Consider the following 23,283-nt stretch of genomic DNA (forward strand, 5'->3'; position numbering starts at 1 on the left):
CACTGACTATCAAGATTGGGTAAAAATGAGCTGTCGCAATTAATAAGCAATAAGCGCATCATACAAAACGTCATTTATATTCTGTCTCATATCCATAATAGCTAATATAATTAGAGACTTATCTTCCAATTTATAAAAGAGCACATTGTGTTTATCGATTATAAATTTCCTATAGCTGCATATACCTATTTCTTGAAGCTCCGGAATAACAGCGCCTAAAAATGGATTAGGATGCAATACTTCTCTAATTTTCTGCTCTATTTCGTTTAGTGTATTTAAAGCTAATTCTTCAGAATAATTGGCGCTGAGAAAATACTGTAGCTTTGCTAATGTGTTTACAAATAAAGGCGTATAGACAAGCTTGAAGCTACTTAAAGCTTGTTTATCCTTGCTCATTGCGTTTAAACACTTCCTCGTGCAATAGATATCCCTTTTCTTTTCCGGATTTTTCAGAAAGCATAAGTAGCTTCAGCAGGGCTAGGCGGTCTTGTTGATAGTTGTAGTCACTGGCACTTTGGATTACATACGCAGGCTTTCCATTTTTTGTAATCATCAAAGGCTCCTCTACTCCTAAATTGTTCGCATTTTCCTTTAAATAAGTGACCGTTGTTGTTTTCACTATTCACCTTTCATATTGACCAGTCTAGCACTGAACATGTAAAGACCGAATATAGCACCAAATTAAGCCCTGTCAACAAAACCGCTACTTTTCACCAATCCATTGAACCCGATATAAATCTCGTCGCTTATCTAAATAGTTGCGTACCGATCCTTCATTTTTGAGCTCTGTAAGCTTATCCAGATCTAAATCCACAATTAGCATCATTTCCGTATTGGGAGTAGTTTCTGACACAATCGCATCATGCGGAAAGGCAAAATCTGAAGGTGAAAACACGGCGGTTTGTCCGTACTGGATATCCACATTGTCTACTTTTGGAAGATTGCCCACACTACCTGCAATAGCAACATAGCACTCGTTTTCTATCGCGCGAGCCTGAGCGCAGCGTCTGACTCGAAGATAGCCATTTTTAGTATCAGTCCAGAAAGGTACACACAGAATTTGAATCTCTTCTTCTGACAACAAGCGAGAAAGTTCCGGAAACTCCACGTCGTAGCAAATCAAAATGCCAATTTTGCCAAAGTCAGTTTCAAACGCCGTAAGCTTATCGCCGCCTTTCATCAGCCAGCCATTTTTCTCATATGGCGTGGGGTGAAGTTTATATTGACTCTCAACGCGGCCATCACGATGACATAAATAAGCAACATTAAAGAGCTCATCATCTTCTATTAAAGGCATAGAGCCGGCAACAATATTGATGTTGTAGCTGATAGCCATCTCAGAAATGGCGCTAAGTAACTCTTCGGTATATTCTGCTAAATGCCAGATGGCGTCGATGGGGGCTTCAGATTCACTCAAGCCCATCAGCGGAGCATTAAAAAACTCCGGTAAAACCGCCAAATCACACTTGTAATCAGATAAGGCATCAACGAAGTATTCAACCTGCTGAAGCAGCTCCGCCACATTGTTGAAATACCGCATTTGCCATTGCACCAAGCCGATACGAGCGCTTGAATACTTGCTTTCAAGCAAAGATGGCTGCTCGGCATCGTAGTACATATTATGCCATTGCAATAACGTGGCATAGCCAAGCGAAGCGTTATCTTCGGGTAAATAGGCTTTGAGTACCTGTTTAACTTCAAAGCCATTATTCATTTGAAACGACAGTGTAGGGTCGTAAATCTCTCGCTCTTTAACTTTTTCAATGTACTCGTAAGGGCTCATCTCTTGCGCATAGCGTGAGTAGTTAGGAATACGGCCACCGGCCATGATGCTTTTAAGATTTAAATTTCGGCAAAGCTCTTTACGAGCTTCATATAGTCGTCGACCTAAGCGAAGCCCTCGATATGCCGGGTCGACAAAAAAGTCTACGCCGTATAACACGTCTCCTTTTGGATCATGCGTGGTGATGTAGGCATCACCAGTAATCTCCTCATAAGTGTGTTTATCGCCAAACTTTTCATAATCAACAATCACCGAAAAGGCAGCTGCCACAATTTTGCCTTTATCTTCGATACAAATTTGCCCGTCTGCGAAGGTATTGATCTGCGCCTGATATCGCTTTTTGGTGAAGGCTCCGCCATCATTCTTGTAAACGATATTCATTAAGGCTTTTATCGCGTCAAAATCTTCAAGCGTAAGGTGGCGTAATTCTAAATGGTGTTCGGTATCTTCAATATTATTAGACGATTTGTCGTCGCTCACACAGTTCTCCTGATGACGAAATTTTAGTAAGGTGATTTTGGGTCGTACAGTTTCAAAACAACAGAAGCGCTACTATCCCAAAAAGTATGAAACAAGTAAACGCTAGTGATACTCATCTGAGGCGTCTAAAATCTTAAGGTTTTGCTCCAGCTCAAATACATAGCTGTCATTTTCGCCATGCATGCGAAGCGCCTGTGCCAACTCATATACATAGTCTTTGTTTTCACCACTTGGACCTTTGCTTTTACAGATGTGCTCAGCGAGTTTGCTCAAATCATGCTCTTCTTTATAGACCGGACTTTCAGGATCGCCAAGATACACCAGAGCATTAACCTGTTCACCCGATTCAAGCTCGATATTTTTATGATGCCTCAGGTATCCATTCTGCTCTCGATGATCGAGCGCCTCCAGCACATCATGTTCAATTTGGTACGCCATGCCAAAGCATCGTGCTCGCGGACTTGGCTCAAGCGTTAGTACTCGTCCGGGAGCGGTAGGCGTTCCCCTGTGATCTTGGCTTGCCATCCAAAAACGCCTCTGCCAGCCTGATAGATAGGCTCTTGATGACTTTATATAGGCAAAGTCAACTTTAAAAATAATTGACCCATATCCGAATAACCACACTGGTTTTTGCTTATCCAGCTTTAAGCGCTGCTTGTTTATGTGTTTAGTTGAATAAAGAGACGACATATTCAATCGTTTGAAAGTAAGGTATTTCTAGGCAGCAAATCATCATATCTTGGTCCGCGCTTTTCTTGCTGCGCTTGCATAGCTTCCATAATATCAGGCATTTGGAACATACCACTTTGCCACGTTGCCATATACTCTAAACTGTCTGTAACACTGTGATCGCGCGTGTAGTTAATCATTTGCTTGCAACCAGACACTGCCATTGGGGAGTGTCCCGCAATTACCTTAGCGACTTCCATCACGCCCTCAAGCATCGATGAGGCATCTTCGTACACTTGATTGACAAAACCGCATTCGAGTGCTTCGTGAGCTTGCCAGTTGCGCCCCGTGAACGCCAACTCTCGCATTAAACCCTGAGGAATTAAGTGCGGCAGTCTTTGTAAGGTACCAACATCTGCGGTCATCCCGATCTGCGTTTCTTTGATAGTAAAAAATGCATCCTTTGTACAATAACGGCAATCAGCAGCGCTTATCATATCTACGGCACCGCCAATTGCGCCACCTTGAATGGCACATAACACCGGCATGCGGGCTTGCTCTAATGCATTAAAGGCATCTTGAAGTGCCAAAACAGAGCGACGCATTTTTTCTGCGCGCCTTGCAGGCTCCCCTTTAAAATCTTTTGCCATATTAGTGAACACCGACAAGTCCATGCCTGCACTGAAGTGTTTACCAGTGCTCGAAATCACAATCACCCGCACTTCACCAGAATCATCCAGTTCGCGAACGAGTTGGGGTAACTCCGTCCAAAACTCAGGAATCATTGAATTGAGTTGCTCTGGACGACTCAATTTAATATGCGCAATCTGATTTTCAACGCTTAGTTCAAAGCACTTGTACTGCGCTTTTTTTAAAGTAGACATAAACAGGCTCCTACAATTGGGACTATACCCATCATAGAGAGCCTTCGCATAAGTGCCAATTAAGTTTATAAATAGTGAATTATTTTTTTAGGTGTTAAAGGGTAGTCATAGCATGGATGTTTGAATAACCCTAAGCAAGCGCTTAAACCCGCCGTGAATGCGTTTTTCGGTTTTCGAGACATCAATGTAATACGGCGCTCTGTAGCCCTGATATTCAAAGGCATAACCGATTCTCGTTAATTGGATCCCAAAACAGGCAAGGCTTTGTGCCAATTTTGGCGTAGTGATAATAAATAAATGCTTACGTTTTGTGCGCTGTGATAAGACCATGGCACCTAAGTACAACGCTACAGCTATATACTTAAAATTTCGTAATTCATGCTTGTCAGTAAATTCTCCGGCATCAAGATCGCCAAAACTGGAAATATTTGCTAAGTGTTTTGCACTCGCGCGATTTTTAAAAGTATTTTTGCGATACTCGGGCGTGACAACTAGTCGAGAAACCTCAGCAATTTCCTCTCTTTTAAAATGGTGAGGTAAACAATGACAATCGTCATAAAAGGTATTACATGTATCTTCAATAGGCAGTTTCTCTGACGCCTTAAAGCTTTCAACTAGCCTGACTGCCCCAACTAACTTTTTACTTTTAGTGTGTTTTACAATGCAAAACCTGGAATGATTATCGTAAATATCCGATTCTTTATTAGCATGTGATGCAAACCTGAACCCAAGCTCTTCACAATAAACCTTGTGCCTAAGCGCGTACATTGCTTCTTTCTCTGATTCAGAAAGTTCAGAGCGAACGTCAAAATAATTGAAAAACGTTTTTGCGACCGTTCTGGATTTTATATAAAACTTTATCGGTTTTAAGACGCGTTTCAGCGATTGCGCGGGCTTTTTAAACGCCATTTTTTGTGATGGAAATTCAGTATTCGCATAGTCCATGATTCACCTGAGAGTCAAGTAAAGCAACCTGGTTCGTGCTCGTTGCTAGTGATAGAAATTAAGCGACTATTATAAGATATGACGCAAATTGCGAGTAAGCGTTCACTTTGAATAAAAATTAGAGTCAGCCGGTAAGCCGGGTTCTGTATTCTTTTTGCAAAGAATGACAATCATTCGTCTAGGCCAGCAATCGCTCACTGGCTCAAGCAACCTACCCGTTCTCAACGCGGGCCGCGCCATATGAGAACCTATTTGGTCTTGCTCCGGGTGGAGTTTACCTTGCCGTTTACTGTTACCAGAAACGCGGTGCGCTCTTACCGCACCCTTTCACCCTTACCTGTGTTGCCACAGGCGGTCTCCTCTCTGCTGCACTTGTCGTCGGCTCACGCCGCCCAGACGTTATCTGGCACCCTGCCCTATGGAGCCCGGACTTTCCTCCCCTTGTGCATGCAAGCATGCACAAGCAGCGACTGTCTGGCTGACTCTTCGCATGAGTATAAAACAAAGTGTGAGTGCTTTCTTGATTTATTTCTATTTTCAGCTTTTTTAGCGATGTATAGCTAAAAACAAGAATTTACTGTATGCTCGCGTCTCTTTAGTTATGGTAGATAGTTGCGTTAAGTTGCTTTTTAAAAAAAAACGCTATTTGCCAAACTCTTCTCTTGCTTCTCTTTAGATACCTATAAACATGACATTCGCACATCTTGGATTAATTCCAACCTTATTAAACGCCCTTGAAAAACAAGGTTATTCGACACCCACGCCCATTCAGGAAAAGGTTATACGCCCCATCCTTGAGGGAAAAGACGTGATGGCAGCTGCGCAAACCGGAACAGGCAAAACTGCCGGCTTTTCGCTTCCTTTATTACAACGTCTTACAAAAAGCGCAAATAAAGCGCGGCCAAACTGCGCACGAGCGCTCGTGCTTACCCCCACTCGAGAACTTGCTGCTCAAGTCGCTCAAAGCGTAGAAAATTACGGGGGAGAGTTAAAGCTAAATTACAATCTCGTGTTTGGCGGCGTAAAAATCAATCCGCAAATGATGAAGCTTCGACGCGGCACCGATGTGCTTATTGCCACTCCCGGGCGATTGCTGGATTTACACCAGCAAAATGCTATCCGCTTTGAGCAAATTGAAATACTGGTGCTTGATGAAGCCGATAGAATGCTCGATATGGGCTTTATCAAAGACATCAAACGCATTCTGGCCTTGTTACCAAAGACGAGACAAAACTTGCTCTTTTCAGCCACGTTTTCAGAAGATATTAGAAGTCTTGCTCGGGGCTTGCTAAACGATCCCGTTGAGATCTCCGTTACGCCTCCAAATACAACTGTTGAGCGCATCGACCAGTTAGTTTATACGCTTGATAAAACCAGCAAGACTAAAGCGCTTATTCATCTTATTCAGCAAGAAAAGTGGTTTCAGGTTTTGGTGTTTTGTCGCACCAAACACGGTGCAAATCGTCTTACCACTCAACTGAACAAAAAAGGCATTACAGCGGCTGCCATTCATGGCAACAAAAGTCAAAATGTCAGAACGCGAGCCCTTGCAGATTTTAAAGCGGATAAAATCCAGGTGCTTGTTGCCACCGACATAGCGGCGCGAGGCATTGATATTGTGCAGTTACCGCATGTAGTCAATTTTGACCTACCGCATGTTGCAGAAGATTATGTCCATCGCATTGGCCGAACAGGTCGGGCTGGCAAGTCTGGTTTAGCGATTTCTTTAGTCAGCGCTGATGAAGCGAAACAACTGGCAAGTATTGAGCGTTTGATAAACTTAAAGATTGAGAAGAAAACGCTTGATGCATTTCCAGCCTCACAGGCCTTGCCTGATGTTAAACTCAAAACCAAACCGAAACGACCTAAAAAGCCTAGAAAGCCTAAACGGCTAAGAGCTGGAGAGCATGTCAAACGGTCTATGTAAGTGAAGTTGCAAAACTTGAATTTTAAAACCCCTGCGAATGCAGGGGTTTTGAGTGTAGCTAGCGTGTGTTACTTTTTCTTAGCCTTTGGATTTGGCATGTCGGTAATGCTGCCTTCGAAAATTTCAGCAGCAAGACCAATTGATTCATTTAAAGTCGGGTGTGCATGAATGGTTAATGCAACATCTTCAGCATCTGCACCCATTTCGATAGCCAGGCCAATCTCACCCAGCATTTCTCCTGCGTTAGTTCCCACTAATGCGCCACCAATCACGCGACCGGAGTCTTTATCAAAAATCAGTTTTGTCATACCGTCGGTAGCATCAGAGGCAATCGCACGACCTGAAGCTGCCCAAGGGAAGGTGGCAGTTTCATAGCTCACGCCTTGTTCTTTTGCTTCTTTTTCAGTTAAGCCTACCCAGGCAACTTCTGGCTCAGTGTAAGCTACTGAAGGAATGCACTTAGGATCAAAGTAATGCTTCTTACCGGCAATCACTTCTGCGGCCACGTGACCTTCATGAACCGCTTTGTGCGCAAGCATGGGTTGTCCAACCAAATCACCAATGGCGTAGATATGATTAACGTTGGTACGCATTTGCTTATCTACATTGATAAAGCCTCGCTCATCAACTTTTACACCCGCTTTTTCAGCTGCAACCAGGCTACCATTTGGCTTACGGCCAACCGCAACTAACACGCGATCGTAGCGTACAGGTTCTTTAGGCGCTTGTTTTCCTTCAAAGGTGACATATAAACCATCTTTTTTGGCTTCGACATTTGTCACTTTGGTCTCAAGCATGGTGTTGAACTTGTCTTTAATGGTTTTCATGTAAACTTTGACAATGTCTTTATCAGCCGCAGGCATAAGCTGGTCTAAAAACTCAACCACATCGATTTTGGAGCCCAGTGCATGATAAACCGTTCCCATTTCCAAGCCGATAATGCCGCCACCGAGCACCAGCATTTTTTCAGGAATGTCTTTCATTTTAAGCGCGCCGGTAGAGTCAATTACGCGCTCGTCGTCATGAGGAATAAAGGGCAAGGTAACTGGCTCTGAACCTGCGGCAATAATCGCGTTATCAAAGGTGATGGTCGTTTTACCGTCTTTACCTTCAACTTCAAGGGTGTTTGCGCCTGTGAATTTTCCATAGCCGACTACATGCTTAACTTTGCGCATTTTTGACATGCCAGATAAGCCTTTGGTAAGTTGACCAACAACACCATCTTTGTAATCGCGTATTTTATCAAGGTCGAAGCTTGGCTCGCCAAATGAAACGCCGTGCTTTGACAGGTGTTTTGCTTCTTGAATGACTTTTGCAACATGCAATAATGCTTTTGATGGAATACAACCGACGTTTAAGCAAACACCACCAAGGGTTTCTCTTGCATCCACAATTACGGCTTCAATGCCCAAATCAGCAGCTCTAAACGCGGCTGAATATCCGCCAGGACCTGCACCAAGTACCACTAATTGCGTTTTTATCTCGCTCATTATGACCTCAATTTTTTGTTTATATTTCCGCACGCATCATGTCACTGCGGTTGCAATGCCGCCTATTGTACGGCATTTCGATACTAACTTTGAACCCGTTTACGCCAAAACTTCATCGCTTTTTGCTGTAGTGCTGGTGAATTGCTTTTTTGTGAAAGAAAGGCTTTGCATTTTGTAAGGCGCTTGAACCCATCCATGGGTCGCTCGACCAAAGGCATCCTTGCCTTTGGACGCTTACAAAATGCAAAGCCTCTCTTTCCCTGCGCAATTCACACGCATACGTTCAGGCGCTTTAAAATGCAATCCCTCACATTCCCTGTGTAATTCAAACGTACCCTCGCCTCTGGACGCTTATAAGTTCCCAAACCTCTTCTATCCAGCGCAATTCATCGCCGAGAAATCGCTGATCGTGGCTGGCTTTCGGAGCGCTACCGAAGCGAGGGCCGGTATTTTCGCAAGTATCCACAGGCATGGATGCCTGTGGTTAAGCGTCCCACGGATGGGCTCGAAGCGTCTTGCGAAAATACCGGCCCTCGCTTCGGTCTAAAGCCTCCGAAAACCCAGCCCAGCGTTAAAGCAAAATGCGGCGGATATCTGCCAGGCACTCGCCTAGGTGTACCGCAAATCTTGCTGCTAATGCACCATCAATTACGCGATGATCGTAGCTTAAAGACAGTGGCAACATTAATCGAGGTTGGAACTCCTTACCATCCCACTTTGGTTTTATCTCAGACTTCGAGACACCCAAAATTGCCACGTCTGGCGCATTCACAATTGGCGTAAATGCTGTACCGCCAATACCGCCCAAGCTTGAAATAGTAAAGCAACTGCCTTGCATATCCGCAGACTTTAACTTGCCATCTCGCGCTTTTGCACTGATGTCCATTAGCTCTTTTGATATATCCATCACGCCTTTTTTATCAACATCGCGCACTACCGGCACAACCAATCCATTTGGTGTGTCTACCGCAATACCAATGTGATAGTACTTTTTCATTACCAAAGATTCGCCATCTTCCGACAAGGACGAGTTAAATGTTGGGTAATGTTTAAGCGCATCAGCAACCGCCTTCATCATAAACACCAGTGGCGTGATTTTTACGCCCAACTTGCGCTTATCTGCGATTGCGTTTTGTTCTTTTCTAAACGCTTCCAGTTCAGTGATGTCAGCTTCTTCAAACTGCGTTACGTGCGGTATTGTCACCCAGTTACGATGCAGGTTAGGCCCTGAGAGCTTTTGAATACGCGTAAGCGGCTTAACTTCCACTTCACCAAATTTACTAAAATCAACCTTAGGTGGCGCAATGACTTGCAAGCCTCCTGCGCCTTGTGCAGCAGTTGCGCCAGCAGTGACTTTAGGTCGCGATAGTTCGTACTTCACATAAGACTGAACATCTTCTTTCAAGATACGATTTTTACGGCCAGAGCCTTGAACCTGGGTAAGGTCTACACCAAACTCGCGCGCCAGGCGACGTACAGAGGGTGATGCATGCACAACACCTGTTTTTTCTTTTGTGCCTGCCGATGGATGATGCGGCACAGGAGGCGCTTTTTGCGCACTTTCCTGTTTTTGAGAATCAGTCGATGTTGACGATGACTCAGCCTGCTTTGGCGCTTCTTTATCCTCAGCGGCTTGCTCAGCATTATCAGAGCTACCAGCTACTTCAAGCGTTAAAACAAGCGAACCCTCTGAGACTTTATCACCCGTTTTAAGCTTCACTTCTTTCACCGTTCCGGCTTCAGGGGCAGGTACATCCATTGTGGCTTTGTCTGTCTCAAGAGTAATCAAGCCGTCTTCTGCTTCAACCTTATCGCCTGCTTTAACGAGCACATCAATTACATCCACATCTGTGGCATCGCCGATGTCAGGGACGGTGACATCAATTACTTTAGCGCCGCCACCGGCATTTGAAGGTTTATTTTCAGCGCTTGCCTCTTGCCCGGAGTCTTGTTTATCCGAAGATTCAGCTTGTGACGAATCTGAACGCTCAGCAGAGCCAGAATCAGCACCCTCTACTTCGAGAATTAGCACCAATGAGCCCTCAGAGACTTTATCCCCAGTTTTTACTTTGAGCTCTTTGACTTTACCTGCTTGAGGACAAGGCACATCCATTGTTGCTTTGTCGGTTTCAAGCGTGATAAGGCCATCTTCTTCTGCAACGCTGTCACCTTCTTTCACCAGTACGTCAATAATTTCAACGTCTGTGGCATCACCAATATCGGGAACGGTGACTTCGATAGTCGAGCTGCCACCGGAGCCTTTAGAACCTGAGTTTGAGCCTGATGCTTCCGACGCTTGTGGAGCGCTTTCTGCTGTTTTTTCAGACGTGTTCTCAGATGCGCTACTACTGCTCGTCGATTCATCGGCGTTGTTTGAGTTAGATTCAGCAGAGTCAGATTCAGAGTCGCCTGAACCCGCTTCTTCCACTTTACCGAGAACGTCACCCTGTTTAATTTTATCGCCTACTTTGACAGATATTTCCTTTACTGTGCCAGCAAAGGGAATAGGGATATCCATACTGGCTTTGTCGCTTTCAACGGTAACAAACGCATCTTCTGCTTCAACGTCTTGCCCTACTTCAACACAAAGCTCAATAACTTCAACCTCATCTTCGCCTACGTCAGGTACGACTACATCAACTAAATTTGCCATTGTTATGTCTCCTTACGCGTAAAGTGGGTTAATTTTATCAGGGTCAATTTCTAACTCTTTGTGAGCAGACATCAAATCTTTCTCACTTAAATCACCCTGTTTAAATAGTTCATAAAGTGCAGCATATGCAACATGGTTTGCATCAACCTCAAAATGACGACGCAAATTTTCGCGGCTGTCTGAGCGGCCAAATCCGTCGGTGCCTAAGACGCGGTAAGAACCTGGAACAAACGGACGAACCTGCTCTGCATATGCCTTGATGTAGTCGGTTGCCGCAATCGTTGGTCCATCAAAACCATCGTTGAGCACTTCAGTAATATAAGGTACTTTTGCTTTCGCTTTAGGGTTGCGCATGTTGTGTCTGTCGCAATCTATACCGTCTCGTCCTAACTCATTGAATGAAGTGGCGCTGTATACCTCGCAAGCCACACCATATTTATCGTGCAGTAATTCGGCCGCCTTGCGCACTTGCACTAAAATGGTTCCGCTTCCCAAGAGTTTTACCTTTTTCTTGGACTTGGCTGTACCGACTTTATCCAAAAGATAAATGCCTTTGAGAATACCGTCTTCACAGCCTTTTGGCATTTCTGGCTGAATGTAGTTTTCATTCATTACAGTAAGATAGAAGAACACATTTTCCTGCTCACTGAGCATGCGGCGAATACCATCTTGCACAATAACAGCAACTTCATATCCGTAAGTTGGGTCATAGCTGACGCAATTTGGAATAAGCCCTGCCTGAATGTGGCTGTGACCGTCCTGGTGCTGCAAACCTTCACCGTTTAGCGTAGTGCGTCCTGCGGTACCGCCCACTAAAAAGCCGCGACACTGTGAATCGCCCGCGGCCCAGGCCATATCGCCAACTCGCTGAAAACCAAACATGGAGTAATAGATATACACCGGCAACATAGGAAGGTCGTTAAGCGAGTATGAGGTACCTGCCGCCACAAACGATGACATTGCACCTAACTCATTAATGCCTTCCTGAAGAACTTGCCCTTTTTTATCTTCCCGGTAATAGGCCACCTGGTCTTTATCTTGCGGCACGTATTTTTGACCCGAGTTGGAATAAATACCCACCTGGCGGAACAAGCCTTCCATACCAAAGGTACGTGCTTCATCCGGAATAATTGGCACGACACGGTCGCCCATTTGCTTGTCTTTAAGCATTACAGTAAGTACGCGCACAAAGGCCATCGTAGTAGAGATTTCTCTATCTCCTGAACCTTTGGTGATGGCTTCAAAGGCTTTTAAAGGTGGAGCCGGTAGCTCTTCGCTTGATTTAGGGCGACGTACTGGCATGTAGCCCTTTAAGGCTTCTCGCTTTTCTTTCAAATATTTATATTCGGGGCTGTCTTCATCAAATTTGAAGTATTTTAAGTCTTCGCATTCTGCATCTGATAAGGGAATGTTAAAGCGGTCACGATACGCTTTGACCGACTCGATATCCATTTTCTTAACGTTGTGCGCGATGTTTTTACCTTCACCGGCTGCGCCTAAGCCATACCCTTTTACGGTTTTAGCCAGGATAACTTGCGGACGCCCCTGAGTTTCGGTTGCGCGTTTGTAAGCCGCATAGACTTTAACCGGATCATGACCACCACGGTTCAAGCGCCAAATGTCTTCATCAGACATATTGGCGACCATGTCTTTAAGTTCCGGATATTTGCCAAAGAAGTTCTCGCGCGTGTAGTTTCCGCCTTTGGCTTTGTAGTTTTGATACTCGCCGTCAACGGTCTCATTCATTACATCAAGTAATTTGCCTGATGTGTCGCGTGCGAGCAATGGATCCCAGTAACGACCCCAAATCACTTTGATCACTTCCCAGCCAGCGCCGCGGAATACGCCCTCGAGCTCCTGTATGATTTTGCCGTTACCACGAACAGGACCATCAAGACGCTGCAGGTTACAGTTAATAACAAAGGTAAGGTTATCGAGGTTCTCACGCGAGGCTAAACCAATTGCACCCAAGCTTTCTGGCTCGTCTACCTCGCCATCTCCCATAAAGCACCATACGCGCTGATTGGAGCAATCTTTCAATCCACGGTTGGTCAAATATTTTAAAAAGCGTGCAAGATAAATTGCCTGCATAGGGCCCAGGCCCATCGATACAGTAGGGAATTGCCAGAAGTCGGGCATTAATTTAGGGTGAGGGTAAGAAGATAAACCTTTACCATCCACTTCCTGACGGAACATATCGAGCTGTTCCTGAGTCAAGCGCCCTTCAATATATGCACGAGAATAGATGCCTGGCGATGCATGACCTTGTACAAACAAATAATCGCCGCCGTTATCTTCAGTTGGCGCTCGGAAAAAATGATTAAAGCCAACATCGTAAAGCATGGCTGAGGAGGCAAAACTGGAAATATGCCCACCAAGCTCTAGGTCTTTTTTCGAACCGCGCAGTACCATCATGATCGCATTCCAGCGGATAGCGTTGCGAATTTTCGTTTCAATGGTTTGATCGCCAGGCATGGTTGGTTCTTGGCCTGCCGGAATAGTATTTATATAAGCGGTCGTTGCGTCATACGGCAAATGAGCGCCATTGCGTCGTGCTTTTTCAATCAGCGACTCGAGTAAAAAGTGCGCTCTATCCACGCCCTCTTCTTCAAGCACCGCCTCAAGTGCGTCTAACCATTCATTGGTTTCTTGCGGGTCAATATCTTGACGAGTGCTACCTGCCCCAATGTTGTTGCCGTTGTCAGCCATAGTTATGTCCTATTCTCTTGTTCAAGGGTTTGTTTTGGCTCTGGTTTGGTTTAGCTCAGGTTAAATACATTGTAGAGGGCAGTGATTCGCTTAAAAAAGACGCATAAACCCATCCATGGGGCTCCACGTCGGCATCCTTGCCGACGAGGCTTTTTTAAGCGAATCACTACCCTCTTTATACAATGTACTTAACCTGAGCTAACCACTACCTCCAATCAAACCGTGTTTTAAATATAATGCTGCGAAGATTTAAGTTAAGAGAGGAAGTACTGCGGTTAAAAAGCGTCTGCCGACATGGATGTCGGCAGTCGAGCGCCCCATGGATGGGTTCAAGCGACTTTTTAACCGCAGTACTTCCTCTCCCTTAAATCTTTACAGCACTTACAACCGTTAAAACGGTTTTTATTCGTTTATTAGTCTTCTTAAGCTTCGTTGAACATTCGCGTTGCGTTGATTAATGTCCAACAAAGTTTTCTCAATATATTCCAAATGCTTATGCGATGCAGAGCGTGCCATTATCGGGTCGCGCTTTACAATAGCATCAACAATATCCTTTCTTTGCTGCTGTATTTTTTGCTCTACGCTGTTGATATCTTCAGCGCCAGCTCGCAGCATCGCAAAGTTTCGCTGGATATTGTCAACCAACATAGGTTGCATCGTGCGCATAACATGCAGCAGCACCATATTATGCGATGCCTTCGCCATCGTCAGATAAAAATCAGATAGCGCTGTTGCTTCCCTGGTGGCTTTAATCTCAGCAGCTTCAACCTCACTCGATTCTCCGCTCAGCGTTTGCAAAGCATACAGAGAGTCGGTTATCGCTTTGTAATCATCTTCCTGCCCACGTAGTGCCGCATAGTAAGCTGCCATGCCTTCTAGTGCGTGCCTGAACTCTAATAAATCAAATTGCGTTTCGGGTCGAGTGGCAACCAATTCCATCAGCGGATCGGTCATTGCTTTATTTAAACTTTTCGTAACAAAGGTGCCGCCGCCCTGCTTGCGTTCAATCAAGCCTTTTGCAGTAAGATTTTGGATGGCTTCGCGAAGAGATGGGCGTGATACTTGAAATTTTTCAGCGAGCATACGTTCAGGCAATAGCTTTTCGCCGGCGGTCAGCGTGCCGTCCAAGATCATCGATTCAAGACGCTCGGTGATCATGTCAGATATTTTTGCCTGCTTAATCATTCACTTACCTTAAAATTAAAGTTGAATTTTCAGACCCGAATGCAAATTCAGAATATTGGTAATACCAATTAACCAAAGCATTGTAGGCAAGTTTTATCTAAACGTAAAGCGTTTAGGCAACTACTCCGACCATTGTGAGTAAAGATAAGGCAACTAATATAAACACTATGTTTCGCTTAACCAGTTTCACCAATTGCAGCGGTTCATTTAAATGCGCATCGCAATCACCCACATCTTCAGCCGCTTTTGACACGCGCGCCAAAGCATCGTAGGCAGAAACAGAGGCATCGGTCATTATCTCAAACCAGGCAGAAAGCGCGTTTGAGAAATGCCCAACCACTAAAAATCCAAAGGCCGTAATTCGTACCGGTATCCAGTCAAGAACAAAAAGTAACTTTGCCGCATCAGTATGTTCCTGATTTACCTGCACAACTTCAACCTCTGCTCTGTCTATATCAATATCCTCTTCAACCGGTTTATTAAACTCGCTACTGTGCGCAGACTCACCTACGGCGCATGCTTGCTCATCGTGCACTTTCTTATCATGCGCCGTCTCATCATGTACTTTCTCATCATACGTAGCTGCGTTTTGCGCACTAACGTTTGCCATGCGCTTGTTAAAAAATACCCACTCTTTTACCAGGGAATAAAAAATTACGCCGGGAATACCCAAAAATATGAAAAACAAGATGACCGATGCATATTGACGATAATTGACCAGCACCAACTGTTTACCTACATTGGTAAGCTCACCGCCTTCATTTCCAAATTCCATGCTATGAAGCTGACAAGCCTGAAAGTCTTCTCGATGTGCCGCCTCTAAATAGCGTTTATAGGTTTTGCGGGTGACCGGACATCCGAGGCAAACCCAAAGTACTACTAAGTAAAGGAAGAAAACGATTAATGCAGGTAAGTATTCCACTAACAACCAGGCAATAAAGGGAGGAACTGCTGCAACTAGGATCACCGAGACTAGGCCGGCGTTAGCCTTTATCCAGTTTTTTTCCTGCAAAAAACTAAAATAGGACTCAGCCAAGCTTGCAATGTGAAATTGCTTGGACTTTGTGGTAACGCGCTCTAGCGCCATTACTATTAATAAGGCAAATAAGGTCAAGGTTTACTCAACTTATGTTAGTCAACACACGTAGCCTTAAGTATATGTGCTATGCGCATTTGATCAATGCTTATCGCTGAGCATCGCACTCAAGGTGCCGGGGTTCAAGCAAGAATTGCGTTTTTATAGTAAAAGAAACTTAAGCTCAGCAAGCTAGTCATGTAAACTCTTCGCAAAATTTTACTGAGTAAGTTTGTATATGCCTTCTACGATGCTTTCAAATTATGATTTAAACATTGCTGACGACGTGCGTGCCGCCCTTTCAGAAGACTTGGGCGGCTATGTCAATCCGCTCAATGATATTACCGCGATGCTGATTGACGAAACAAGTTTTGCCCACGCTTATATTATAACTCGTGAAGCAGGCGTGCTTTGCGGCGTTGCCTGGGCCACCGAAGCATTTAAACAAATAGACGAAGCCATCGAACTTGAATGGCTGAAACAGGATGGCGATGAACTGTCAACTAATGATGTATTAGTTAAAATAAAAGGCAAAGCAAGAGCAATATTAAGCGCTGAGCGAACCGCACTTAACTTCCTGCAATTTTTAAGCGGAACGGCAAGCACAACCAAGCGCTATGCCGCTATACTAGCCGAAAGTAGAACTTCTTTGCTCGACACGCGAAAAACCATACCGGGTTATAGACAAGCCCAAAAATATGCAGTAGTTTGTGGCGGCGGAAAAAATCACCGCATAGGGCTATATGATGCATACTTATTAAAAGAAAATCATATAAAGGCCTGCGGCAGCATAAGCAATGCTGTGAATAAAGCACGCGCTATGAACCCAAGTAAACCTATTGAAGTTGAAGTAGAAAATCTTGATGAACTTCATCAAGCTATTTCAGCAGGCGCCGATATAGTAATGCTTGATAATTTCAACAACGAACAAGTAAAAGAGGCAGTTTCTATTGCCAACGGGCGTTGTAAACTTGAAGTTTCAGGCAATATTACTGACGAAAGACTGCTGGAATTAGCAAGTACTGGAGTGGATTACGTGTCGTCTGGTGCAATAACAAAGCATGTTAAGGCATTAGACTTATCGCTTTTAATTGAGTAATTTCAAACACTTAAATTATAAAGGCGCTAAGCAACACGAAACGCTTGTTTGAAAACATACACTTAAGTATGCGCTTGCATACTTCACAACTTGGTTGATGGTTTTATAATCGTTTCCGAGGTTGAGGAGAGAGTGTTGTTCACGACTTGTCTTTTGCAGCCATTATTTCGTAGCTAGTAATAACTTGCTTAGTTTAAGTAATTTAACTTTGAAATTGACGCGTTAGCAACGCACTATGAGGAATGTACACCATGTCTAAATTTAACAAATCTGCTCAAAAAGGTTTTACCTTAATCGAACTAATGATTGTTGTTGCAATCATCGGTATTCTTGCTGCAATCGCATTGCCAGCTTATCAGAACTACACAGACCGTGCTAAGTTCTCTGAACTAAAAACAGCGTCAACTTCTGCTCGTTCTGCTGTTACAATTTGTGTTCAGTTGACGGCTGATATTGACCTTTGTGATTCTGGTGAAGAATCAATCCCTGGAACTACTACTGCTAGCGACGACGTGGTTGGCGTTGACGTTGAGAATGGCGTGATCAGCATAACAGGCCGCACAAACAATAAAATTGGTGGAGAAGACCCAACCTACACACTTACGCCTACTTACACAGCTGCAACTGGCGAGCTTACATGGGCTGAAACCTGTGTGCCTGCAACTCAGTGCGATTAATTAAAGCTTATCTTCTACAAAGCCCAGCTCGCTGGGCTTTTTTATCTCCCATGTTGAATGAGGGTAAACAATGGCTAAAGTTGCAGAAACATTTGTATGGCAAGGTTCCGACCGAAACGGTAAAAAAACGAAAGGCGAAATATCTGCTACAAACGTAATTGAGGCAAAAAATTTATTAAGACGCCAAGGTATTTCAGCAAAATCGGTCCGGAAACAACCTAAGCCACTTTTTAAGCTCGGCGATAAAAAGGCGAGTGCCCAAGATATTTCAATTATTTCTCGCCAAATCGCTACCATGCTCAATGCAGGTGTTACGCTAATTCAAAGCCTTGAAATGATTGGACAGGGCCATAATAAACCCGCTGTGCGAAAGATGATGGCTGATATCACTGGAGAAGTAAAATCCGGCAATCCACTGAATACCACACTCAGAAAATATCCTCTTCAATTCGATGATTTATATTGTGATCTCGTAGAAACCGGTGAGCAATCAGGTTCACTTGAGACAGTTTATGACCGAATAGCTACCTACAAAGAAAAAGCAGAAGCTCTTAAATCTAAAATTAAAAAAGCGATGTTTTATCCAATAGCAGTATTGGTAGTCGCTTTTATCGTTACTATCATCCTGCTTATCTATGTTGTACCGCAATTCGAAAGCATATTTGCAGGTTTTGGCGCTGAATTGCCAGCATTTACTCAATTTGTTCTAAATATTTCTGACTTTGTGCAAAGCTATGGCATTTATATCGGTGCAGGTATGGGGGCAGCAGGCTTTCTTTTTGTGCGAGCCCACCGCAACTCACAAAAACTGCGAGACGGGGTTGATACCTATGTACTTAAAATCCCGGTCATTGGTGAAATACTGAAAAAAGCCTCAATTGCTCGCTTTACCCGAACTCTATCTACCACCTTTGCTGCGGGTGTTCCGTTAATTGGCGCACTCGATTCGGCCGCAGGAGCATCTGGTAATGCGGTTTATCGTGATGCCATTCAATATATTCGTAAAGAGGTTGCGGGCGGTATTCAAATGAATGTGGCTATGCGCGCAACGGCGGTTTTTCCTGATATGGTGACACAAATGGTTGCCATTGGTGAAGAATCAGGCTCGGTAGATGAGATGCTGAGCAAAATCGCCACCATTTATGAAGCTGAAGTAGACGATATGGTTGATGGCTTAACCGCTCTTTTAGAACCAATGATTATGGCGGTTTTAGGTGTGGTCATTGGTGGTTTAATTATCGCCATGTACTTACCTATCTTCCAAATGGGCGCGGTTGTTTAAATTACCAAATCAAAATTTAGCCCAGCTGGCAACTCATATCTTTATTAATACAAGCAACCCGCTTAACTAAGCGGGTTGCTAAATTACACACCTCGTTTTTTTAAGCATCTTAAAAATAACCTAAGCTCCAAAAGCTGAATTATTCTATGTTTATTACCTCACGATAACACAAGCATCACTTTGATTAAGTCAGCGTTTGTGGCAAATACGTAATAATCTGATACTGCTATACTATGAATAAGCACTTTAGTGAATAGCCGGTAAAGGGCTGATATTTAAATAAACTCGGAGGGGTATTTTGACTGCATCTTATTTACACGATAATAATCCCTTTTTTTTTAATGTGCCTCGTGAAAACGACGAATATTCATAAACTTAACAGGATTGTTTTATGAGCGCTCGACTTGTCACATTAATTTTTTGGCTACTTGCTGCAGTGCTTGCGCTTGGCATCACGCCATTAGCTAAAAAAATGGCGCTTGATGAGGGCGACGCTGCTTTGTCAATTGCGTTGTTAATTGCGTTTTCCACTACGCTTATTTCAGGTGTGCTTGTATTTATATGGCTTACTGCAAAAAAGCAGCTTGTTGATTTAAAGCGTCTATCAAAAAAAGATTGGCGTGCGGTATTGGTGGTTGGCGCGCTAGGTTCTGGTCTTGTGCCCTTATTGGGTATTATCGCCATGATCGAGGCGAGCGCATCTAATCGCGCTTTATTTCAATCAGCCTATCCGGTTGCAACAGCAATCGCTGCAAGGTTGATTTTGCATGAGCGCTTAAATGTATTGAGCTACCTATGGATTGGCTTAATTTTTATTGGATTATTGCTTGTGAATGTTCAGCCTGATGCTGGCCTTGCTTCACTCAACTGGACATTTTGGCCGCTTTTGGCAACCTTACCACTTATAGGCATTAGCGACGTCATTGCCAAAAAAGCATTATCAGATTTACAGCCTGAAATTATCGCATTTGGTCGTGCCCTAGGCGGTGTATTGGTTCTTTTTCTGCTAGTCCCATGGATGTTTACCAGCATAGCAACAACTGAGTGGCAAACCTGGCTATGGGTTTTAGTGGCTGGCGCATGTATGGGGGTCTTTGCCGTTGCGCTGTATCAGGTGTTTGACCGCACCCTTGCAACGGTGGCCGCAAGCCTGATTGCGCTTGCGCCCCTTCTTACACTGGTTTTAGAAGTTTCTTTACTCAGCCTCGAACTTGATCTGCTTCAATGGAGTGGATTTGTTCTCGTGCTTATTTCAGTATTGTTGTTGTTGAGAAAGGCTTAAAAATTTCGGCCTATAGCTTTAGATACAAGGTCAGCAGGCTAAACTGTCCATGCTGACCATTTTGGCTTCTAATTGCGCTTCTCACTCAATTTCTGAACTCACTTCAATGTCGATATTGTTGCGTGTCGCTTTTGAGTACGGACATACTTCGTGCGCTTTCTCAACAATCGCCTGAAACTCATCTGCAGATAAATCCGTATTTTGGCCAATAACGTGAATTTTTATGCCAAGTTTATATTCATGTTCGTCGCCCTGAAGCAGCTCAACTGTTGCTTGCGTGCGCGAGGTAAAGGAGGCCTTTTCAATTTTTTTTACAACACCAAGCGCGCTGTCAAAGCAGGCTCCATAGCCAATTGCTAATAATTGCTCTGGATTGTTCCCTTTGCCACCTCCACCGGGTGGTGCCATATCAATTTTTAAATCGCTATCGCTTAAGCTTGCCTTGCCGGCACGGCCACCGGTGATTGTCGATGTGGTTGAATATAAAGTTTTCATTAACTCTCCGATTTTTATTTTGAACGTTAAGGTTTCATACTGTGGTTTACTCCGTAAAGATCCTTGTTGAACTGCTCGAGCATTTAAATGACTCGCAATGCGCTGAAATTTTCCTGTTCTCAATTTATCACCACATGAAAGCTTAAATGCGCAAAGCGCTAAGTTGAGGGATTTAAAATGAATGTGGACTACACTATCGCTTTGATTTGCCGTTAATATAAGAACGAGATTTTCTTACAAGGCCATCACAGGATTAACATGATCGAACTCATTCAACAGTCACCTACTTTCTTTATAGGCTTTACCTTTGTGCTCAGTCTTTTAGTAGGTAGCTTTTTAAATGTAGTTATTTATCGACTACCTGTGATGATGAAGCGAGAATGGGAAGCTGAGGTTCAGGCATATCAAAGCGATGCCAAAGGCGAACAGGCTGAATCCCAAAAACACGAGACCTTTAATCTCATCAAACCAGACTCGCGATGCCCTAAATGCAATCACAAAATTCGCGCGTGGGAAAATATTCCCGTATTAAGCTGGTTGTTTTTAGGCGGCAAATGCAGCGCTTGCAAGGCGCTTATTTCATTTCGATATCCTGCCATTGAATTATTAACCGCCGTATTAAGTGCCCTTGCCGCTTATCAACTGGGTTACTCGCCATTCACTCTGGCCTTTATTTTTGGAACATGGCTCTTAGTGGCAATGACATTTATCGACATAGATGAAATGCTTTTACCCGACACGCTCACCTTGAGCTTTTTATGGCTTGGCCTGCTGGTTATTGCGGTATTTGAGCCCACTCAGTTAGTAGACGCGGTTTATGGTGCAGTAGCCGGCTATTTATCGCTTTTCACCGTGTACTGGTTATTCAAGCTTGCCACGGGTAAAGAAGGCATGGGCTTTGGCGACTTTAAACTTTTGGCAGCTATAGGCGCTTGGGTTGGCTGGCAGCATTTACCTATTGTTATTTTGCTTTCTTCAGTGGTTGGCGCGGTTGTGGGGATAGGTTTGATGATCGCACAGCGAAAAGGCACGTCTTTGGCCATTCCGTTTGGGCCTTATCTTGCTGCAGCGGGTTATTTAACCGTGCTATACGGAAATGACATTGCCGCTTGGTATTTGAATACTTTGATTTAAAGCATAAATTTAAATCCTCGCAGTTGGCGCGTTTACTCAGTATGATTATGCTTATTCATTCATTAAGTATTGATTTAAATGAGTCAGTTTGTAGTTGGCGTCACAGGCGGTATCGGTTCTGGTAAAACCACGGTAACCGATTTATTTGCCCAAAAAGGCATTGTTGTCGTTGATGCTGATGTGATAGCAAGAGAAGTCGTCGCGCCAGGAACCAAGGGTCTTGATGCAATAGTAGACCGCTTTGGCGAAGAGATTTTACTGGTAGATGGCACTTTAGATCGCAATGCCCTACGCACGCGGGTGTTTTCTCACCCTGCTGATAAACGCTTTTTAGATAGCCTGCTGCATCCGCTTATCCGCGACGAAATGATATCGCAAACCCAGGCGGCATCTTCAATCTACTCGATTCTTTCCATCCCCTTACTTGTTGAAAATCAGTTGCAACATCTGGTAGATAGAGTGCTTGTGGTGGATGTGGATGAGCAAATTCAACTTGAACGAGCCAGCCAGCGCGATAAGGTAAAATCCAAGTCTCTTTCAACTGAAAATGAACAAGCGATTAAAAATACCATCCAAGCTATTATGAAGAATCAGGCAAGCAGGCAGCAGAGGCTTGCAGTTGCCGACGATGTGGTCAACAATAATGGCAACGAACTGGCACTTGTTGAGCAAGTGGAAAACTTACATAATCTTTACGTCAATCTCGCACAGCACGTAAAACAAAAATAATAATATTCAGGAGAGCTAAATGACGATTGCAAAATACGAATTTCCACTTTGCGAGAAGGTGCGAAACTACTTACGTTTAGAGCAATTGTTCAAGCAACTTAATGAAGTTGAAAACGCTAAAAATGAGTTTCAGTACCTACACTTTTTTGAAGTTCTATTTGACCTCATTGATCTCATTGAGCGTTTGGATTTACGCACCGATTTTGTGCGCGATCTTGATTTGCAGGAAAAGAACCTGGTTTATTGGTCACAGCATCCTGATATTGATAGCTCTGCGCTTGAGCAAGCCTTACAAACCATTCATCGATTAGCGGCTGAAATTAAAACAAACAAAAAACTCGGCTCGGGCATCCGCGAAGAAAAGTTTTTGAATAATATTCGTCAGCGTTTTGCCATCCCCGGCGGTGCCACTACCTTTGATTTACCCAGTTTATTTTGCTGGCTAAAGCAAGCTGACGAAATTAAGCATAAAAACGTACAGCAGTGGCGGGCGCATTTGCAGCTTGTTGAGCACAGCGTGCAAATGCTGCTGTCATTTTTGCGTGAACGCGGGCGCTACAGCACCGTTGAAGCTAAAAACGGTTTTTATCAGGGGAACGTGGAAGATAAAATCGAACTGATACGCATCAAATGCGATAATACGCAAGGCTATTATCCGGTATTAAGCGGCAATAAATATCGCTATGGCATTAAATTTATGGCCTTATTTCCTGAAGAAGGCAGCACAGGCGCACTTGCAGACAAAATTGAATTTGAAATTGCATGCTGTTAGTTTGAGCTTTCGC

20 protein-coding genes and 1 other RNA gene are annotated in these 23,283 nt (G+C 44.0%); 8 read left to right on the forward strand and 13 right to left on the reverse strand.

Annotation, left to right across the window (positions count from 1 at the left end):
* Positions 1-39 precede the first annotated feature (39 nt).
* From D6V41_RS04525 to rnpB, 7 genes are all read right to left on the reverse strand, one after another.
* Positions 40-396 carry a type II toxin-antitoxin system RelE/ParE family toxin gene (locus tag D6V41_RS04525; protein ID WP_136250291.1) on the reverse strand — a complete coding sequence of 119 codons (357 nt, stop codon included), beginning with the start codon at positions 394-396 and terminating at the stop codon, positions 40-42.
* A complete protein-coding gene (locus tag D6V41_RS04530) occupies positions 383-619 on the reverse strand; it encodes a type II toxin-antitoxin system Phd/YefM family antitoxin (RefSeq protein ID WP_136250292.1) in 237 nt (78 codons plus the stop codon). The genes D6V41_RS04525 and D6V41_RS04530 overlap by 14 nt, the downstream gene beginning before the upstream one ends.
* An 84-nt stretch (positions 620-703) precedes the next feature.
* A complete protein-coding gene (locus D6V41_RS04535) occupies positions 704-2,263 on the reverse strand; it encodes a bifunctional GNAT family N-acetyltransferase/carbon-nitrogen hydrolase family protein (RefSeq protein WP_136250293.1) in 1,560 nt (519 codons plus the stop codon).
* A gap of 102 nt (positions 2,264-2,365) precedes the next feature.
* Positions 2,366-2,953, reverse strand: coding sequence for a gamma-glutamylcyclotransferase (locus tag D6V41_RS04540; RefSeq protein ID WP_136250294.1), 588 nt, complete (start codon positions 2,951-2,953; stop codon positions 2,366-2,368).
* A gap of 2 nt (positions 2,954-2,955) precedes the next feature.
* Positions 2,956-3,816, reverse strand: coding sequence for a crotonase/enoyl-CoA hydratase family protein (locus D6V41_RS04545; protein ID WP_136250295.1), 861 nt, complete (start codon positions 3,814-3,816; stop codon positions 2,956-2,958).
* Positions 3,817-3,921: 105 nt separating this feature from the next.
* A complete protein-coding gene (locus tag D6V41_RS04550; RefSeq protein WP_136250296.1) occupies positions 3,922-4,761 on the reverse strand; it encodes a PEP-CTERM/exosortase system-associated acyltransferase in 840 nt (279 codons plus the stop codon).
* A 116-nt stretch (positions 4,762-4,877) separates the two neighbouring features.
* An RNA gene (gene rnpB / locus D6V41_RS04555) (RNase P RNA component class A) lies at positions 4,878-5,247 on the reverse strand.
* 202 nt (positions 5,248-5,449) lie between these two features.
* Here rnpB and D6V41_RS04560 point away from each other — a divergent pair.
* Complete coding sequence (locus D6V41_RS04560; protein ID WP_136250297.1) at positions 5,450-6,688, forward strand: DEAD/DEAH box helicase; 1,239 nt, start codon at positions 5,450-5,452, stop codon at positions 6,686-6,688.
* Positions 6,689-6,756: 68 nt separating this feature from the next.
* On the opposite strand, the gene lpdA is transcribed toward D6V41_RS04560, so the two are convergent.
* The 5 genes from lpdA to ampE all read right to left on the reverse strand — a co-directional run bounded on the left by lpdA (position 6,757) and on the right by ampE (position 15,839).
* Complete coding sequence (gene lpdA / locus D6V41_RS04565; protein WP_136250298.1) at positions 6,757-8,178, reverse strand: dihydrolipoyl dehydrogenase; 1,422 nt, start codon at positions 8,176-8,178, stop codon at positions 6,757-6,759.
* A gap of 571 nt (positions 8,179-8,749) precedes the next feature.
* On the reverse strand, positions 8,750-10,831 hold the full coding sequence (gene aceF / locus D6V41_RS04570; protein ID WP_136250299.1) for a dihydrolipoyllysine-residue acetyltransferase: 2,082 nt from the start codon (positions 10,829-10,831) through the stop codon (positions 8,750-8,752).
* 12 nt (positions 10,832-10,843) lie between these two features.
* Entirely contained in the window at positions 10,844-13,540 is a 2,697-nt protein-coding gene (gene aceE, locus D6V41_RS04575) for a pyruvate dehydrogenase (acetyl-transferring), homodimeric type (protein WP_136250300.1), read from the reverse strand.
* A gap of 402 nt (positions 13,541-13,942) precedes the next feature.
* Positions 13,943-14,725 carry a GntR family transcriptional regulator gene (locus D6V41_RS04580; RefSeq protein ID WP_136250301.1) on the reverse strand — a complete coding sequence of 261 codons (783 nt, stop codon included), beginning with the start codon at positions 14,723-14,725 and terminating at the stop codon, positions 13,943-13,945.
* A gap of 112 nt (positions 14,726-14,837) precedes the next feature.
* Positions 14,838-15,839, reverse strand: a complete 1,002-nt coding sequence (gene ampE, locus D6V41_RS04585) for a regulatory signaling modulator protein AmpE (protein WP_136250302.1) — start codon at positions 15,837-15,839, stop codon at positions 14,838-14,840.
* A gap of 199 nt (positions 15,840-16,038) precedes the next feature.
* On the opposite strand from ampE, the gene nadC reads away from it, so the two are divergent.
* The 4 genes from nadC (at position 16,039) to D6V41_RS04605 (ending at position 20,140) form a co-directional block, all read left to right on the forward strand.
* Positions 16,039-16,899 carry a carboxylating nicotinate-nucleotide diphosphorylase gene (gene nadC, locus D6V41_RS04590; RefSeq protein ID WP_136250303.1) on the forward strand — a complete coding sequence of 287 codons (861 nt, stop codon included), beginning with the start codon at positions 16,039-16,041 and terminating at the stop codon, positions 16,897-16,899.
* A gap of 251 nt (positions 16,900-17,150) precedes the next feature.
* Entirely contained in the window at positions 17,151-17,576 is a 426-nt protein-coding gene (locus D6V41_RS04595) for a pilin (protein ID WP_136250304.1), read from the forward strand.
* A gap of 70 nt (positions 17,577-17,646) precedes the next feature.
* Positions 17,647-18,858 (forward strand): type II secretion system F family protein, encoded by a 1,212-nt coding sequence (locus tag D6V41_RS04600; RefSeq protein WP_136250305.1) that lies wholly within the window; start codon positions 17,647-17,649, stop codon positions 18,856-18,858.
* Between the two features lie 391 nt (positions 18,859-19,249).
* Positions 19,250-20,140 (forward strand): DMT family transporter, encoded by an 891-nt coding sequence (locus D6V41_RS04605; protein ID WP_136250306.1) that lies wholly within the window; start codon positions 19,250-19,252, stop codon positions 20,138-20,140.
* Between the two features lie 81 nt (positions 20,141-20,221).
* Here D6V41_RS04605 and D6V41_RS04610 read toward each other — a convergent pair whose 3' ends face one another.
* On the reverse strand, positions 20,222-20,635 hold the full coding sequence (locus tag D6V41_RS04610; RefSeq protein WP_136250307.1) for an Ohr family peroxiredoxin: 414 nt from the start codon (positions 20,633-20,635) through the stop codon (positions 20,222-20,224).
* A gap of 258 nt (positions 20,636-20,893) precedes the next feature.
* Between D6V41_RS04610 and D6V41_RS04615 the strand changes: the two genes are divergently transcribed.
* The 3 genes from D6V41_RS04615 to zapD all read left to right on the forward strand — a co-directional run bounded on the left by D6V41_RS04615 (position 20,894) and on the right by zapD (position 23,270).
* Positions 20,894-21,769: a prepilin peptidase gene (locus tag D6V41_RS04615; protein WP_136250308.1), complete on the forward strand. Its 876-nt coding sequence runs from the start codon at positions 20,894-20,896 to the stop codon at positions 21,767-21,769.
* Positions 21,770-21,847: 78 nt separating this feature from the next.
* Positions 21,848-22,498 (forward strand): dephospho-CoA kinase, encoded by a 651-nt coding sequence (gene coaE, locus D6V41_RS04620; RefSeq protein WP_136250309.1) that lies wholly within the window; start codon positions 21,848-21,850, stop codon positions 22,496-22,498.
* Between the two features lie 19 nt (positions 22,499-22,517).
* Positions 22,518-23,270, forward strand: coding sequence for a cell division protein ZapD (zapD, locus tag D6V41_RS04625; RefSeq protein WP_136250310.1), 753 nt, complete (start codon positions 22,518-22,520; stop codon positions 23,268-23,270).
* Positions 23,271-23,283: the final 13 nt, after the last annotated feature.

Source organism: Ningiella ruwaisensis, assembly GCF_004798935.1.
In the GTDB taxonomy this organism is placed as follows: Bacteria; Pseudomonadota; Gammaproteobacteria; order Enterobacterales; family Alteromonadaceae; genus Glaciecola; species Glaciecola ruwaisensis.

Coding starts and splice junctions, on each gene's coding strand:
- D6V41_RS04580 (WP_136250301.1), bottom strand. CDS start 14,725: ATGATTAAGCAGGCAAAAATATCTGACATGATCACCGAGCGTCTTGAA.
- aceF (WP_136250299.1), bottom strand. CDS start 10,831: ATGGCAAATTTAGTTGATGTAGTCGTACCTGACGTAGGCGAAGATGAG.
- D6V41_RS04550 (WP_136250296.1), bottom strand. CDS start 4,761: ATGGACTATGCGAATACTGAATTTCCATCACAAAAAATGGCGTTTAAA.
- D6V41_RS04595 (WP_136250304.1), top strand. CDS start 17,151: ATGTCTAAATTTAACAAATCTGCTCAAAAAGGTTTTACCTTAATCGAA.
- D6V41_RS04610 (WP_136250307.1), bottom strand. CDS start 20,635: ATGAAAACTTTATATTCAACCACATCGACAATCACCGGTGGCCGTGCC.
- aceE (WP_136250300.1), bottom strand. CDS start 13,540: ATGGCTGACAACGGCAACAACATTGGGGCAGGTAGCACTCGTCAAGAT.
- lpdA (WP_136250298.1), bottom strand. CDS start 8,178: ATGAGCGAGATAAAAACGCAATTAGTGGTACTTGGTGCAGGTCCTGGC.
- D6V41_RS04540 (WP_136250294.1), bottom strand. CDS start 2,953: ATGTCGTCTCTTTATTCAACTAAACACATAAACAAGCAGCGCTTAAAG.
- zapD (WP_136250310.1), top strand. CDS start 22,518: ATGACGATTGCAAAATACGAATTTCCACTTTGCGAGAAGGTGCGAAAC.
- D6V41_RS04600 (WP_136250305.1), top strand. CDS start 17,647: ATGGCTAAAGTTGCAGAAACATTTGTATGGCAAGGTTCCGACCGAAAC.
- D6V41_RS04545 (WP_136250295.1), bottom strand. CDS start 3,816: ATGTCTACTTTAAAAAAAGCGCAGTACAAGTGCTTTGAACTAAGCGTT.
- D6V41_RS04615 (WP_136250308.1), top strand. CDS start 20,894: ATGATCGAACTCATTCAACAGTCACCTACTTTCTTTATAGGCTTTACC.
- D6V41_RS04525 (WP_136250291.1), bottom strand. CDS start 396: ATGAGCAAGGATAAACAAGCTTTAAGTAGCTTCAAGCTTGTCTATACG.
- D6V41_RS04560 (WP_136250297.1), top strand. CDS start 5,450: ATGACATTCGCACATCTTGGATTAATTCCAACCTTATTAAACGCCCTT.
- nadC (WP_136250303.1), top strand. CDS start 16,039: ATGCCTTCTACGATGCTTTCAAATTATGATTTAAACATTGCTGACGAC.
- coaE (WP_136250309.1), top strand. CDS start 21,848: ATGAGTCAGTTTGTAGTTGGCGTCACAGGCGGTATCGGTTCTGGTAAA.
- D6V41_RS04605 (WP_136250306.1), top strand. CDS start 19,250: ATGAGCGCTCGACTTGTCACATTAATTTTTTGGCTACTTGCTGCAGTG.